The 14,117-nt window shown below is 54.3% G+C and carries 17 protein-coding genes; 6 read left to right on the top strand and 11 right to left on the bottom strand.

Annotation, left to right across the window (positions count from 1 at the left end; all coding sequences use genetic code 11):
* A partial coding sequence (locus ACJBF3_RS04375) for a DinI-like family protein (protein WP_146748997.1) occupies window positions 1-128 on the bottom strand: 128 nt, incomplete at its 3' end.
* Between the two features lie 88 nt (window positions 129-216).
* Here ACJBF3_RS04375 and ACJBF3_RS04380 point away from each other — a divergent pair.
* The 3 genes from ACJBF3_RS04380 to ACJBF3_RS04390 all read left to right on the top strand — a co-directional run bounded on the left by ACJBF3_RS04380 (window position 217) and on the right by ACJBF3_RS04390 (window position 1,898).
* Window positions 217-456, top strand: coding sequence for a hypothetical protein (locus ACJBF3_RS04380; protein WP_047716589.1), 240 nt, complete (start codon window positions 217-219; stop codon window positions 454-456).
* Window positions 456-776, top strand: a complete 321-nt coding sequence (locus ACJBF3_RS04385; protein ID WP_047716592.1) for a hypothetical protein — start codon at window positions 456-458, stop codon at window positions 774-776. The genes ACJBF3_RS04380 and ACJBF3_RS04385 overlap by 1 nt, the downstream gene beginning before the upstream one ends.
* Before the next feature lie 444 nt (window positions 777-1,220).
* Complete coding sequence (locus ACJBF3_RS04390) at window positions 1,221-1,898, top strand: DUF2076 domain-containing protein (protein ID WP_045326799.1); 678 nt, start codon at window positions 1,221-1,223, stop codon at window positions 1,896-1,898.
* A gap of 160 nt (window positions 1,899-2,058) precedes the next feature.
* Here the strand turns inward: ACJBF3_RS04390 and ACJBF3_RS04395 are convergent, their stop codons facing one another.
* The 5 genes from ACJBF3_RS04395 to ACJBF3_RS04415 form a co-directional block, all read right to left on the bottom strand.
* On the bottom strand, window positions 2,059-2,775 hold the full coding sequence (locus ACJBF3_RS04395; RefSeq protein WP_045326798.1) for an ABC transporter ATP-binding protein: 717 nt from the start codon (window positions 2,773-2,775) through the stop codon (window positions 2,059-2,061).
* Window positions 2,772-3,647, bottom strand: a complete 876-nt coding sequence (locus ACJBF3_RS04400; protein ID WP_045326797.1) for an ATP-binding cassette domain-containing protein — start codon at window positions 3,645-3,647, stop codon at window positions 2,772-2,774. The genes ACJBF3_RS04395 and ACJBF3_RS04400 overlap by 4 nt, the downstream gene beginning before the upstream one ends.
* A complete protein-coding gene (livM, locus tag ACJBF3_RS04405; protein WP_045326796.1) occupies window positions 3,644-4,918 on the bottom strand; it encodes a high-affinity branched-chain amino acid ABC transporter permease LivM in 1,275 nt (424 codons plus the stop codon). Before livM ends, ACJBF3_RS04400 begins: the two co-directional genes overlap by 4 nt.
* Window positions 4,919-4,928: 10 nt before the next feature.
* Entirely contained in the window at window positions 4,929-5,843 is a 915-nt protein-coding gene (locus ACJBF3_RS04410) for an ABC transporter permease subunit (protein WP_045326795.1), read from the bottom strand.
* Between the two features lie 99 nt (window positions 5,844-5,942).
* A complete protein-coding gene (locus ACJBF3_RS04415) occupies window positions 5,943-7,064 on the bottom strand; it encodes a branched-chain amino acid ABC transporter substrate-binding protein (RefSeq protein ID WP_045326793.1) in 1,122 nt (373 codons plus the stop codon).
* Window positions 7,065-7,477: 413 nt separating this feature from the next.
* On the opposite strand from ACJBF3_RS04415, the gene ACJBF3_RS04420 reads away from it, so the two are divergent.
* Complete coding sequence (locus tag ACJBF3_RS04420) at window positions 7,478-8,146, top strand: YecA family protein (RefSeq protein ID WP_045326791.1); 669 nt, start codon at window positions 7,478-7,480, stop codon at window positions 8,144-8,146.
* 171 nt (window positions 8,147-8,317) lie between these two features.
* Here ACJBF3_RS04420 and tyrP read toward each other — a convergent pair whose 3' ends face one another.
* From tyrP to yecR, 3 genes are all read right to left on the bottom strand, one after another.
* A complete protein-coding gene (tyrP, locus tag ACJBF3_RS04425; protein WP_045326790.1) occupies window positions 8,318-9,529 on the bottom strand; it encodes a tyrosine transporter TyrP in 1,212 nt (403 codons plus the stop codon).
* Between the two features lie 192 nt (window positions 9,530-9,721).
* A complete protein-coding gene (ftnA, locus tag ACJBF3_RS04430; RefSeq protein WP_045326787.1) occupies window positions 9,722-10,219 on the bottom strand; it encodes a non-heme ferritin in 498 nt (165 codons plus the stop codon).
* 204 nt (window positions 10,220-10,423) lie between these two features.
* Window positions 10,424-10,762, bottom strand: a complete 339-nt coding sequence (gene yecR, locus ACJBF3_RS04435) for a YecR family lipoprotein (RefSeq protein WP_045326786.1) — start codon at window positions 10,760-10,762, stop codon at window positions 10,424-10,426.
* A gap of 212 nt (window positions 10,763-10,974) precedes the next feature.
* Here yecR and azuC point away from each other — a divergent pair, with 212 nt between their 5' ends.
* Window positions 10,975-11,058: a stress response protein AzuC gene (gene azuC / locus ACJBF3_RS04440; protein ID WP_014884364.1), complete on the top strand. Its 84-nt coding sequence runs from the start codon at window positions 10,975-10,977 to the stop codon at window positions 11,056-11,058.
* A 108-nt stretch (window positions 11,059-11,166) separates the two neighbouring features.
* Window positions 11,167-11,418, top strand: coding sequence for a DUF2766 family protein (locus ACJBF3_RS04445; protein WP_008500405.1), 252 nt, complete (start codon window positions 11,167-11,169; stop codon window positions 11,416-11,418).
* A gap of 42 nt (window positions 11,419-11,460) precedes the next feature.
* Here ACJBF3_RS04445 and ACJBF3_RS04450 read toward each other — a convergent pair whose 3' ends face one another.
* Together ACJBF3_RS04450 and ACJBF3_RS04455 are read right to left on the bottom strand one after the other, a co-directional pair.
* The gene (locus ACJBF3_RS04450) at window positions 11,461-12,804 is read right to left on the bottom strand and encodes an anaerobic C4-dicarboxylate transporter (protein WP_045326784.1); all 1,344 of its coding nucleotides are present in this window, start codon (window positions 12,802-12,804) and stop codon (window positions 11,461-11,463) included.
* 155 nt (window positions 12,805-12,959) lie between these two features.
* On the bottom strand, window positions 12,960-13,463 hold the full coding sequence (locus ACJBF3_RS04455) for a non-heme ferritin-like protein (protein ID WP_045326783.1): 504 nt from the start codon (window positions 13,461-13,463) through the stop codon (window positions 12,960-12,962).
* Window positions 13,464-14,117 lie beyond the last annotated feature (654 nt).

Consider the following 14,117-nt stretch of genomic DNA (forward strand, 5'->3'; position numbering starts at 1 on the left):
GGCTTCACTTTCACTTCGGCATCAGGGAAAATCTGGTGCACCCGCTTCGTCAGCTCGGCCAGAATAATTTCTCTGGCCCCTTCGAGCCCCTCTACATTTCGCTTGTCATAAACCAGCTCAACGAACATTACTCTCCATCCTCGTGCTGACTTGATCTGTGAACCTAAAAATACTACTGTATATGTATACAGTCAACAGGCGAATGAGGGTACGTTCATGCTTCGTCAACCGGATATTCGTGCTGCTTTTATTGCGGCCATACAGCAAAACCCGAAGGGCTATCTCTGCCTGCATACAGACAAATTCATCGCTGAACTGCAGGAGAGGCACTGGCATTTCAGCCAGGCAGATGCAAATTCATGGATTAAGCGGTACCAGCCTGACTTCGCCGATAAGACAACAAACGGCAGCGAGAACCGATACTGGGTCTTGCGTAACATGGGGAGGGTTTTCTGATGGGCTTTCCTTCACCTGCTATGGATTATCAGGAACAGCGGTTAACCATAGATCTTTTATGCGGCATTGATGGGAACTGCAGGGTAATAGAAACGTCATGTGGTTGGGCTGTCATCAACGTTGCTATGAGGCCAGAGCAGGGGGATACGCTACTGATAAGAATGGATAGCAGGAACGAGTTTGCAAAGCTATACGGATCGGCATTAGTAACTGAAGATGGTGAAGCGATAGAAGGCGACGCGCTGGATGATGTTGAGGTTTTTGGCGTGCTGACGCATAGTCTTAACCGGGTAGGCAACGATGATTGTCCGGCAATTTAAGGATTGGTTTAACCACCATTCTCCCTTCAGCCAATGTCGGTTCACGGTACGAAAAACTTTCGCCATTGTGACTTTTTTATAACGCTAAGCTGTTGATTATTTTGATCTGAAAATTATGAATTAATGGCGAAAAATACACGTATGTATCTAATTATATTAGATAACACGCGTGATTTAAAATCCCTCGGCGTTCGCGCTGTGTGGGTTCAAGTCCCACTCCGGCTACCATGGGAAACAAAGAATAATCAAAGCAATAAGCAGTGTCGATAAACCACCGAAAGGTGGTTTTTTATTGCCTGCAATTTGAGTTTTTTCGCCCCGAAAGCAGAGCGAGTTTCCGCTAACTTGCAACCATTCTTAAACAAACATTTCACTCGCCAGACACAGGTTATCGCCGCTGATAAACTAGATGATATCCACCCTGGAGAGCGGAAGGTTATTGTCATGCAATATGAAGAACAGCAGCTTATCAACGGCCTTTTCGATCGTCTGAAACAGGCCGGACAGCAAAACAGCCAACGGGATGCAGATGCAGAGCGTCAGATCGCTGAGTTTGTCAAACAGCAGCCTGCGGCCCCCTACTATATGGCGCAATCGATCTTGATTCAGGAAGCGGCGCTGAAACGGCTGCAGGCCCGGGTTCAGGAGCTTGAAAGCGAATTAGCGGCGGAAAAAAGCAAACCCTCGACGGGCGGCAGTTTCCTCGGAGGCCTGTTTGGTGGCGGGAAAAGCAACCCGCAGCCAAACAACAGCTGGAATGCTCAGCCGCAACAGCCTCCGGCACCGGATTACTCGCGGGCGCCAGCCCCGGCTCCTCGCGGCGGCGGTTTTATGGCTGGCGCGCTCCAGACCGCCGCTGGCGTGGCCGGTGGCGTCGCGCTGGCCGAAATGCTGACCAGCATGTTCCATCAGTCGCGGCCGGAAGAGATCGTGAACATCATCGAAGAACCGACAATGCCCGTCGGTGGTGAGCCGTTTGTCGGTAATCAATACGGCGACGTAAACCATGTCTCCGACACCCGTTTTCTCAACCAGAACGATCCGCTCGGCAATAATAACGACGACTGGCTGAACGACGTTAATGATGACGATTACAGTAATGATGACGACAGTTTTATTTAACGACGTTAACGCTGGATAAAAAAGAGGCCTTATGGTTAATGCCAGTCACTAAGATGACTGGCATTTTTTTTAAAAGGAGTAAATGGTCGCGACAGAAGTGTTCCCATTACCCATGATAAAACCATCGAAAAGGATTTTTTTGTTCCTGAAACTTCGCCAGTCAAACCCCGCCCAAATACGCCTTCCTCACCTCCTGATTTCCCAGCAGCTCCTCACCGCTGCCGCTTAACCGGATCTGTCCGTTAACCATCACATACCCGCGATCGGATAGCTTCAGCGCATGGTGCGCATTCTGCTCCACCAGAAAAATCGTCATGCCGTTGCGGGCCAGCTCGCGCAGCGTTTGGAAGATCTGCTTCACCACGATTGGCGCTAAGCCCAGACTCGGTTCATCCAGCAGGAGCAGCTTCGGACGGCTCATCAGCGCCCGGGCGATCGCCAGCATCTGCTGTTCTCCGCCGGACAGGGTCATGGCGCGCTGCCTGCGCCGCTCTTTAAGACGTGGGAACAGGTCAAACATGGTTTGCATATCTTCAGCCGCAAACTGACTGCCGATGGGAATGGTCCCCATCAGCAGGTTCTCTTCAACGGTCATATCCGGAAAGATACGTCTGCCTTCCGGGGCCTGCGCAATGCCGCCGGACGCGACGTAGTGGGTGGACTGATGGCTAATGTCTTTTCCACCGAACAGGATCTGCCCGCTGCGGATACGGGGCTGGCCAAAGATGGACATCAGCAATGTCGATTTACCCGCGCCGTTGGCGCCAATCAGCGCCACGGTTTCACCCTTATTCACCTCAAGGGAGACCTGCTTCAGCGCCTGAATGACGCCGTAAAACACATCCACCTCGCGAAATGCCAGCAGCGGTTCGCTCATAGGGTGACCTCGCTTTCGTCCGTGCCCAGGTAGGCGGCAATGACCTTTTCATCATGCTGGATCTGCTCGGGTTTCCCCCTGGCAATCACATCGCCGTGGTCGAGCACGATAATGTCGTCCGAAATTTCCATTACCATCCCCATATCGTGCTCAATCAGCAACACCGTGATGTCATGGCGATCCCGCAGAAAGCGAATAATGCTGCTCAGCTTATGCGTTTCAACCGGGTTCAGCCCGGCGGCGGGTTCATCCAGACAGATCATTTCCGGCCCGGTGCACATTGCCCGCGCAATTTCCAGACGCCGCTGCTGGCCGTACGACATCTCGCCCGCCAGGCGATTGGCGCACTCCACCAGATCCACTACTTCCAGCCAGTAGAAGGCTCTGTCCAGGGCGTCGCTTTCAGCTCGTCGATAGGATGGCGTGTTAAGGATCCCGGCGAGCAGATTGCGGTTAACGCGCATATGCTGCGCGACCAGCAGGTTTTCCACCACCGACATCTCGCGAAAAAGACGGATATTTTGAAACGTGCGCGCCAGCCCGGCGCGGTTGACCAGGTGCGTACCACCGAACATTTTGTAGAACAGACGCTGCCCGAACTGCGCGGGGTTAATCCAGTCGCCCGGCTGAAATTTTTGCCCGAGGATCTGAATAACGTTGGTCGTTTTATGGCGTGTATTAAATAAAATGCTGCCGCCGGAGGCTCTGTAGAAGCCCGTCAGGCAGTTAAACACGGTGGTTTTGCCCGCGCCGTTTGGCCCAATCAGGGCGGTAATAGATCTGCGCTGCACGTCCAGGTTGACGTCGTTTAGCGCCTTAATCCCGCCGAAGTGCATCATCAGATGTTCAACGCGTAATATGGTTTCGTTCATGGCGCGACGCCCTTACGCACGGCAAACCCGCTGCGGTTAATGCGGATCAAACCGCGTGGACGCCAGATCATCATCACCACCATCAGCATGCCAAACAGCAGAACGCGGTATTCGGCAAAACTGCGCAGCAGTTCCGGTGTGACCGTGAGCACAAAGGCGGCCAGCACCACGCCCAGCGTCGAGCCCATACCGCCCAGCACCACAATGGCGAGGATCAGGGCCGATTCAAAGAAGGTAAAGGAGGTGGGATTCACGAATCCCTGATAGGTGGCGAAGAACACCCCGGCAATGCCCGCTGTCGAGGCGCCCAGCGTAAAGGCGGAAAGCTTAACCAGAACATGATTCAGCCCCATTGAGCGGCAGGCAATTTCGTCTTCACGCAGGGCTTCCCACGCCCGGCCAATCGGCATTCGCGTCAGGCGATGCTTGATGTAGAGCACCAGCATCACCACCAGGAACAGCACTGCGTAGATGAAGATAAACTTCATATTCGGGTTGTAGGTCAGGTGGAAAAATTCATGGAAGGGCACGCCGCCTTCTTTCGCCCGCCGCCCAAATTCCAGGCCGAAAAAGGTAGGGGGAGGGGCCGATACGCCGTTGGGGCCGCCGGTGAAGGTCAGCCAGTTGTTCAGGATCAGACGAATAATCTCCCCGAACCCGAGGGTGACGATGGCCAGATAGTCACCGTGCATGCGCAGCACCGGGAAACCGAGCAGGGCGCCTGCGGCGGCGGCCATGATTGCCGCCAGCGGCAGCATGCTCCAGAAGCCTAAGCCGAGATACTGGTATCCCAGCGCCAGGCCGTAAGCGCCTATCGCGTAGAATGCGACATACCCCAGGTCCAGCAGACCGGCGAGCCCCACGACGATATTCAGCCCCAGACCGAGAAGCACGTAAATCAGCCCGAGAATGGCGACGGTCAGCACATACTTAGTGGCGACAAACGGAAAGCAGATGGCCAGCGTAATCACCAGAGGAATAATCCAGCGCATGCGGCTTTTGTATTCCGGTGGCCGGACGTAGACGCCCTCGCTATCCGCTTCGAAGCGCGCCTGGAAGCGGGCGCCCGCGGCGGTACCTAAAAAGGCGCTCAGCAGAAAACGCCCGAGCATGACGATACCGACCATCCAGGCGAGGCGCTGCCCGGCGAAGGTAAAGCTATACCCGTCCAGCACCACGCCCGCGATGGGGCCGAAGATAATCAGCGCAATCAGCCCGGAAAAAATGGCGTCCAGAATGCAGCGCTTAAGTGAAATACCGGGTGATGTCATCTTCTCTCCTTCACACTTTGGCCACAGTCGGGCGCCCGAGCAGTCCCTGGGGACGGAAAATCAGGATCATGACCAGCAGGCCGAACGAGAAGACGTCTTTATAGTCCGAGTTCACCATGCCCGAGAACTGCGCTTCCGCCACGCCCAGAATAAGGCCACCGAGCATGGCGCCGGGGAGGGAGCCGATGCCGCCGAGTACCGCTGCCGTAAAGGCTTTAATGCCGATCACAAACCCGACGTAGAAATCAAAGGTGCCATAGTTCATGGTGATGAGCACGCCCGCCAGCCCGGCCATCGCCGCGCCGATGACAAAGACAAGCGAAATAATCCGGTCGGTGTTAATGCCCAGAATGGAGGCCATCTTACGATCCTGCTGAACCGCGCGGCACATCCGCCCCAGCCGGGTTCGGTTGATTATCCAGGTGAGCACCAGCATGCCGGCAAACGAGGCGACCAGGATAAACACTTTGGTGTAGGTTATCTGCACGAAACCGTCGCCCAGGTGCAGGCGAAGCACGCCGTCCAGCATGGTCGGCACTCCCTGCTGGCGCGGACCCTGGCTCAGCTGCGCGTAGTTTTGCAGGATGAGCGACATGCCGATGGCGGAGATCAGCGGTGCCAGGCGCGTGGAGTTGCGCAGCGGCCTGTAGGCGATCCGCTCGATGGTCCAGCCGTACACCCCGGTTACCACAATGGTGAACACCAGCGTGCCGAGGATCAGCAGCGGGAAAGAGTGCAGGCCAAAGAACGAGAGCAGCGCCAGGCCGATGGCGCAGAGATAGGCGGAAATCATATACACTTCGCCGTGGGCGAAATTAATCATCCCGATAATGCCGTACACCATGGTGTAGCCGATGGCGATTAAACCGTAGACAGAGCCCAGCGTTAAGCCATTGATTAACTGTTGCAGGAAGAATGTACTCATCTTAGCGCGCTCGTATTATAGGCTGCGCGAGCCGCGCAGCCTGATGTTTATTACGCGCCGACGGGCAGGCCCGCCGACGTTGAGCGTGACTCCGTCCCGTTACTGCACTTCCTTATATTTTCCTTTGTCGTCCCACTGGTAAACCACGTAGTCAGACACTTTGAGATCGCCTTTGCTGTCCCAGGCTTTTTTGCCCATCACCGTGTCGACGGAATTGGCTTTCAGCCACTCGCTGGCTTTGGCGGAGTCCTTGCCGCCGGTAGCCTTGAAGGCAGCGGCAATGGCCTGAACGGAGGCGTAAGAATAAAGGGTGTAACCTTCCGGTTCGAATTTGGCCGCGCGGAACTTCTCGATAACCGCTTTGCCGTCCGGGATCAGGCGCGGATCTTTACCGAAGGTCATGTAAATGCCGTTGGTATACTGCGGGCCGCCCGCGGCGGTGACCATCTCCTCGTTGACGATGCAGTCGCCGGAGAAGAATTTCGCCTGCACGCCCTGTTCACGCATCTGGCGAACCAGCGGACCGGCCTCCGGGTGGCAGCCGCCGAAGAAGACGACGTCCGGTTTTTGCGCGCCGATCTTGGTCACCAGCGCGTTAAAGTCTTTTTCACCGCGGGACAGGCCTTCATACATCACATCCTGAACCCCGCGCTTCGCCAGCGCGGCTTTGGTGGCGTCGGCCAGACCCTGACCGTAGGTGTCTTTATCGTGAATGATGACCACGCGTTTGGCTTTCAGCTTGTCGATGATGAAGTCGCTGGCAACCTGCCCCTGCTGGTCGTCGCGTCCGCACATGCGGAACATATCGCTCATGCCGCGTTCGGTGATGAGCGGGTTGGTTGAGCCGGGAGTAATCGCAATGATGCCTGCGTCGCTATACACCTCGGAGGCGGGCATGGTGGAAGAGGAGCAGAAATGGCCGACCACGGCGTTGACTTTATCCTGGTCAACCAGGCGGTTGGCCACGGCGACGGCCTGCTTAGGCTCGCAGGCGTCATCCCCCTGAACCAGCTTGATTTTCTCACCGTTAATGCCGCCCGCGGCATTGATGTCTTCAGCAGCCTGCGTGGCGCCGTGCCAGTACTGATCGCCATAGGCGGCATTCGGGCCCGTGAACGGCCCGGCCACGCCAATCACAATGTCTGCCCGGGCGGAAAACGCCGTCAACAGACAACCGGCCAAGACTAGAGAGAGCGGAGTTCTGATAAATTTCAGCGACATTATTATGTTCCTTAGCAAAGAGGTTTTTGCACCACGGCGTAAACCCGAACGCCCGACGGCGCAGCCAATCCGAAACACGAGCAAGAACAAAATGCACTAAACGAACGGCATCCTGCATGATACGGCGAGGTTTCCATGCGCAGCGTCGCGCGAAGAACAGCAAGCAAAAACGTTGCCAGAACGGTAACCCCTTGACGGGGTTATGACCTGTTTGAGTATAGAGCGCCGCGCTATACCGCCCTGCGGCAGGAGAAGAAATTACAGCGGAGATCACACATCGTTAACAACAAAGCCCATAAGTTGTGCAGGATTCACGATTTGCACACTTTTGCAGCAATAAAGACCTAAACTTCAGCCCGGAGAGGCGTGAGATATGTGATAGGATCTTTTCCTTTTTTGCAGGAGTGTCAGCGATGACTGAAGGCCCATTGAATGAAAGCGAAATGGCGTGGCTTGAAGAGACGTTAATGTCTTACGGTCATGATGACGCGTCCGTGATTGACGTGTCCGAACTGGACGGCATGCTTACCGCAGTGCTTTCCGGTCCTGTTGTCGTTGAGCCAGACGCCTGGCTGGTGGCGGTGTGGGGTGGCGAGAAGTACATTCCGCGCTGGAAGAACGATCGCGAGATGAACCGTTTTATCGATCTCTGCTTTAAGCATATGAACGATATTGCCGAGCGCCTGAGCGAATACCCGGATCAGTTTGAACCGATGTTCGGCTATAACGACGTCGACGGTGAGAGCTATACCGTGGTGGAAGAGTGGTGCTATGGCTATATGCGCGGCGTGGCGCTGACGGACTGGTCAGCGTTGCCGGAAGCGCTGCAGGGCGATCTTGAGGTGATTGCGCTGCACGGGACGGAAGAGAGCAGCGAAAAGCTGGATGAACTGTCCGAAGAGGAGTACATCGCCAGCATCGAGAGCATCCAGCCAGCGGCGCTGCGTCTGTATCAATACTGGGTCAATAACCCGCAGCAGCCGGAAGTGAAGAAGCCGACGGTGAACGGCACGAAGGTCGGGCGTAACGATCCGTGTCCTTGCGGCAGCGGGAAGAAGTTTAAGAGCTGCTGTTTACACTGATAAAGCTGACTACGTGCATGCTGTGAGTTTCGCCCGGCGGCGCTTCGCTTGCACGGGCCTACGGGTTTTGTAGGCCGGGTAAGCGCAGCGCCACCCGGCAAGAAAGGCGGCATTATTATAAATGAGGGGTTTGTCATCAATCTTAAAGGGCTGATGACAGCCCCTTTTTATTTAACCCACTTCCGGCAGCATTCCGGCTGCAATCAGCACCTGCACCAGAATAATCACCACCCCACAGCCAAACACAACGCACAGCAGCGGTTTTCCGCCCGCCACGCGGTATCCCTGCTGAGGGTGCTGCTGGCGGCTCTTCCATGCCAGAAGGGAAGGGAGGAGGAGGGCAAGGATCGACAGCGCTACCCCCGCGTACCCCAGCGCCATCACAAACTCGCGCGGGTAAAACAGCGCGAATGCCAGCGGCGGCAGGAAGGTGATCGCGCCCGTCTGCAGGCGGCCCGCCGCGGTATTGCGACGCTGGAACAGATCCGCCAGGTAATCAAACAGACCAAGCGCCACGCCCAGGAATGAGGTAGCCAGCGCCAGGTCGGCAAACAGGTGCACCGCCAGCTCGACGTGCGGAGAGGTGACAACCTCGCGCAGTGCCAGCAGAAAACCGTTCAGGCCAGCGTGCTGCGCCATGAGCCCAATAAAGGTTGATGAATCAATGCTGCCCAGCGTCACCAGCTGCCAGAAAATATAGGCGATCAGCGGGATCGCGCTGCCGATGACAAAGACGCGGCGCAGCTTGCGGATATCGCCGTTCATATAGCTGACGATGCTCGGCACGCTGCCGTGGAAGCCAAACGAGGTGAAAATGACCGGGATTGCGGAAAGCGCCAGCCCTTTTTCCAGCGGCAGCGTCAGCAGGTTGACCTTGTGCACGTGCGGCGCCAGCAGGACCAGCATGACAATCAGGAACAGAATTTTGGCGCTGAAGAGAAAGCGGTTAAACAGATCGACCAGCGATGTCCCCACGCAGACCACGCCGCCGCCGATGAGCGCAAAGAAGATGGCCCCCGTCGCCGGGGTAATGTCAGAGCCAAACCAGTCGTTGACGCTGGAGGCGATGAGCTCCCCGGCGCCGCTGATATAGGCGGCGGTCAGGGCGTACATCAGGAACATCATGCTGAAGCCGGTTATCCACTGGCCGTAGCGTCCGAGGTAGCGCGCCGCAAGGGAACCCAGACCGGTGTCGGCGGGAACGTGCTGGTAAACCTCAAGCAGCAGCAGGGCGGTGTAACACATCAGCGCCCAGAGCGTGCCCAGCAGCAGGAGAGTCATGCCAAATCCCACGCCCGCGGCTGCCAGAGGCATGGCCAGCATTCCTGCGCCAATCGTCGTTCCGGCGACGATAAAAATACTTCCCAGGGTTCTGTTTTTCACGCTTTCCTCTACAACGATGCTTAACCGCGACAAAATCTGCGGCGCAGAGTAAGGGAAAAGCCTGATTTCGTCAAATCACCGTTACAAGTGGTGTAATGAAAGGTTTACGTTTCACGCCGTGAAAAAGCGGGGGGAGTTGATGAGGAAAATAGGTAAATAAACGCGGTGCCGGAATTCGGCACCGCGCTGAAATTAATTCTGCGTATCCAGCGTGGAAAGTTCTTTATCAATAAAGTAAAGTCCTTCGCCGGATTTACCCACCAGAGATAATTTATCCAGCACGGATTTAAACAGCTTCTCTTCTTCGTGCTGTTCAGCCACGTACCACTGCAGGAAATTAAAGGTTGGATAATCCTGGCTGGTCATTGCGGCATGAACCAGTTCGTTAATTTTCTGCGTAATCAGCTGCTCGTGCTCGTAGGTGGCGCGGAACAGTTCATCGAGAGAATTATATTCAGCGAACGGGGAGGCGACGGTTTCAATACGCGGCAGGCTGCCCGTATCGGTCAGATAGTCAAACAGGCGCTGCATGTGGGTCATCTCTTCCCGAGCGTGACGACGCAGAAATGCGGCAGCGCCTTCGAAGCTGTGGTAGCTGCACCAGGCGCTCATCTGCTGGTAGAGCAGGGATGAAAAAAGCTCAAGGTTCATTTGCGCGTTGAGCTTGTCGATCATTTCGGTTTTCAGCATGGTGACGCTCCGGATTATTATTTCTGATTCACAATGAGCGACACTATAATTTGTTATTTAATTATTTGCAAAACGTAAAATTTTTATTTGATTAATTTAAAATACGAATGGGAATAAAACGCATTGGCGATTTTTATAAATTATTAATGAGAATTGTTTCTGTTCGTAATCAAATAAACTGCCAGCCCATGCCGGCAGAATAAATTAATACCACGGATTATTTGACTTAGGGTTAACGGCGTACCCCATACATTTATACTGGATAGTCACGCTCTCGTTGAGGCACAACGAGCCGCTCGTCAGGGTGCAGGTTTTAATGGGCTGACCATAGGCTGAGGCAGTGGCATACCCCATGCTTTGACACGCTTTTGCCGCGGTACCGTTATTCACATACTCATCGGAATACGCATTCTGCAGCACTGCCTGGCCGTAGTCGAGGCGGACGATGCCGTTTGGGGCATCGAGGCTGCTGATTTCAGCCTGGCGGTTAATGCTGCACCCCGCGAGCAGCAGGAGTGTGCCGGCTACAATGACTCTTTTCATGGTTCGCTCTGAGTGGATGGAAATACGTTATCGTACCCGCAGATGCCCGCGGCAATGGCTGGAATAGCCCGACAATCTGCCCTCACTCTTTGCAACGGGTCGCACCCGGGAAATTTGTGATGAATATCACAAAAACATTGATTTTTGTGATGGTGGTCATATTATAAGCACGTTGATAATAAAGTTGTATAACAAGTTAATGGAGCATCATCGTGAAACTGCGCAAAATCCTGAAAAGCATGTGGGCCAATTACTGCCGTACCTTTAAAGACGTACCGCCTGGCGCCATGTTCTGATAAAAAAACCTGCTTCGGCGGGTTTTTTTGTGCCCGCAGGCGATGAAGGGAAGATGTCAGGGGGCGTGTTTTGATACTATGGCGGCCTTTAAATAAGGAGAAAGCCCCATGTCACAAAACCTGAGCGCCGATCAGGAACTGGTCTCTGACGTTGTCGCCTGCCAGCTGGTTATCAAACAAATCCTTGACGTTCTGGACGTGATTGCGCCGGTTGAAGTGCGCGAGAAGATGTCTACCCAGCTGAAAAACATTGATTTCGCCAGCCACCCTGCTGCTGCCGATCCGGTTACGCTTCGCGCTATCCAGAAAGCCATCGCGCTGATTGAACTGCGATTCACGCCGCAGGGCGAGTCCCACTAAAGCAGGGAAAGGGGCGACGGCACGCGTCGCCCGTTGATGCGGTTAGAAGAACGTCTGGACCAGCAGGTAGCTTGCCGCACACGCGCAGCTTACGCCAATCAGCCCTGGCAGAATAAAGCTGTGGTTTATGATAAATTTGCCGATGCGGGTCGTGCCTGAACGGTCAAAGCCGATGCAGGCCAAATCGCTGGGGTAGGTCGGCAGGACAAAATAGCCGTATGACGCCGGGAAAAAGGCGATCAGCATTTTCGGGTCGATGCCCAGCATGAGGCCCATAGGCGCCACGGCCGTTAGCGCAGCCGCCTGGCTGTTCACCAGTTTTGACACCAGGAATAGCACAATGGCGTAAGTCCACGGATGGCTTTTCACCACGCCCTCCAGCGCCAGCTTTAACGCGTCGAGATGCGCCTGGAAAAAGGTATCGCTCATCCACGCCACGCCGAACACCGAGAAGATCGCCACCATGCCGGCCTTGAACACCGCGCCGTTCGAAATCGCCGACGCATTGACCTTGCAGGCCATCAGCATCACGGCGCCCGCAATGAGCATCATCATCTGAATGACAAGGTTCATCGACAGCGCCGTCATTTTGCCTTTTAGCTCAAAGGCGGGGCGCAGTTCAGGGAACGCGCCCAGCAGAACGACCACGGCAATACCGGCAAAGAAAATCCAGGTTGACCAGTAGGCCTGTTTAGGGAAACGCTGATTCATTAACGTCTCCGTTCCGCCGTAGATAAACTCGCGCTGCTTAGGATCCTTCAGCTTTTCCTGAAATTCCTTGTCGTCAGCCAGATCTTTCCCACGACGTAAGCTCCACAGGGCCGCAATGGCTACGCCGAACAGTGACGCGGGAACCGATACGGCGAGAATTTCCAGGATCCCCCACGCGTGGCCGATCCCATGCTGTGCCGCCAGGATGGAGACCAGCGACACAACGGCCACTGAAACGGGAGAGGCCGTAATCGCCATTTGCGATGCCACGGATGCCACGGCCATCGGGCGCTCGGGGCGGATCCCTTTCTTCAGAGCGATATCCGCAATGATGGGGAACATGGTGTAGACCACGTGTCCGGTGCCGCACAGAAAGGTCAGCATCCAGGTGGTGAACGGGGCGAGCAGGGTGATGTGCTGCGGGTGCTTGCGCAGCAGGCGTTCAGCAAACTGCATCATGACGTTGAGGCCACCCGCAGTCTGCAGCGTCGCCGCGCAGCCAATCACCGCAAGGATGGTCAGCATAACGTCAACCGGCGGTTTACCCGGCTGCAGGCCAAAGACAAAACATAAAATAAACAGACCAATACCGCTGATTAACCCAAGCCCCATACCGCCGAAACGCGTACCCGTCAGCAGGCAGAGGAGAATGACAACAAACTCAATGGTGATCATGATGCTCCCTCGTCAATGATTATGTAACTAAATAAATCATCACACGTTGTGTGGTTAATCATTGGGAGCCAGATCTGATTTGTTAAATTTCAGCAAAAGCAGGAGGTTGGAGAGGGTAGGGGACCTGCTCCCCGGGACGGAAGCAGGCCAAAAACTCAGTGGTGCTGCACCGTCACAATATCGAGCAGATGACGGTCGGTCTGCTCAGGACATAAACCCGCTTTCTGCGCATTGCGGATCTCATCCGCCAGCGTCTTCAGCAGCATGCCATCCTGCTGCTGCTCTTTGTCCATGTCGCGCAGGAATTTGAGCGTCGTGATGTCCTGCTGCGCTTTGGCCTCATCGGCCAGTTTGCTGAGGGTGCTGCAGCGTTGCTCATACTCCTCAAGCGTTTTCTGAAACAGTTCTTCCAGGCAAGAGTAGTTCTCGTTGATCCCATCAAGCGCTTTAACGACCGGATTTGCCCCTGCGGCTTTGAGGAAGTTAAAGACGCGCATCATATGGGTGACGTTACTTTGCGCCTGCGAGCGAAAGAAGGTGGCAGACCCCGTGAGGCTGTTCTCGGCACACCACGCACTTAAGTGAAGGTGCAGATTCGAGGCGTAGAACTCAAGGTTCATCTGCGCGTTAAGTTTTTGCATCATCGTTTGGGTAGCCATACTCATATCCTTATTGACCGTGGGACGTGATGTCCGTTGCTAAACCTGAGCGCCAGGCAAATACGAAGAAAAGAGCAGAAATAGACATTCTGCCGTGACCTAAGTCGACCGAAATACACTTCCTGTGTTCGATATAAATAAGCATACCCTTGTCTTTGGTCTAAGAAAACTCTTAATTAGGCTGTGTTTACCATACATTACAAACTTTAATATAGTACACAAATATCATTTGCTTGCCACAAAGTGAGTTTTCGTAATTTACTGATAATTAGTGTATTTTTGTGCTTTGGCACATTGTTTCACCTTTATGAATATTTTGCCGGAATAATACTCGGTGAAAGGAGGAAATACGGATTAATAAGTTTGAATATATGATGTTCCGTTAAAATTGCGCTAAATCAAATCTAATGGAATAACGATTTTTCAGGCGCGGGGCGCATTCTTGATGAAAAACCTGCTTCACCCGTTAAACTCCCGCTGCCGTTTTGCCCGCAGAAGGACGTCAGGGATATCTTAGCTAATCTTATGGATAATTCTGCTAACCTCTTCTTCATTTGTCTGACAAATCCTGCCTTTTTTATGTCATTTTTCGCTGAATTTATGTACGCAATTACTGTAATTCTGCGGTGTGATGGCGCTCTCTTATGGATGATT

The sequence above is a fragment of the Enterobacter sp. PP-008-ECC_S150 genome (assembly GCF_045257065.1).
Lineage (GTDB): Bacteria > Pseudomonadota > Gammaproteobacteria > Enterobacterales > Enterobacteriaceae > Enterobacter > Enterobacter chengduensis.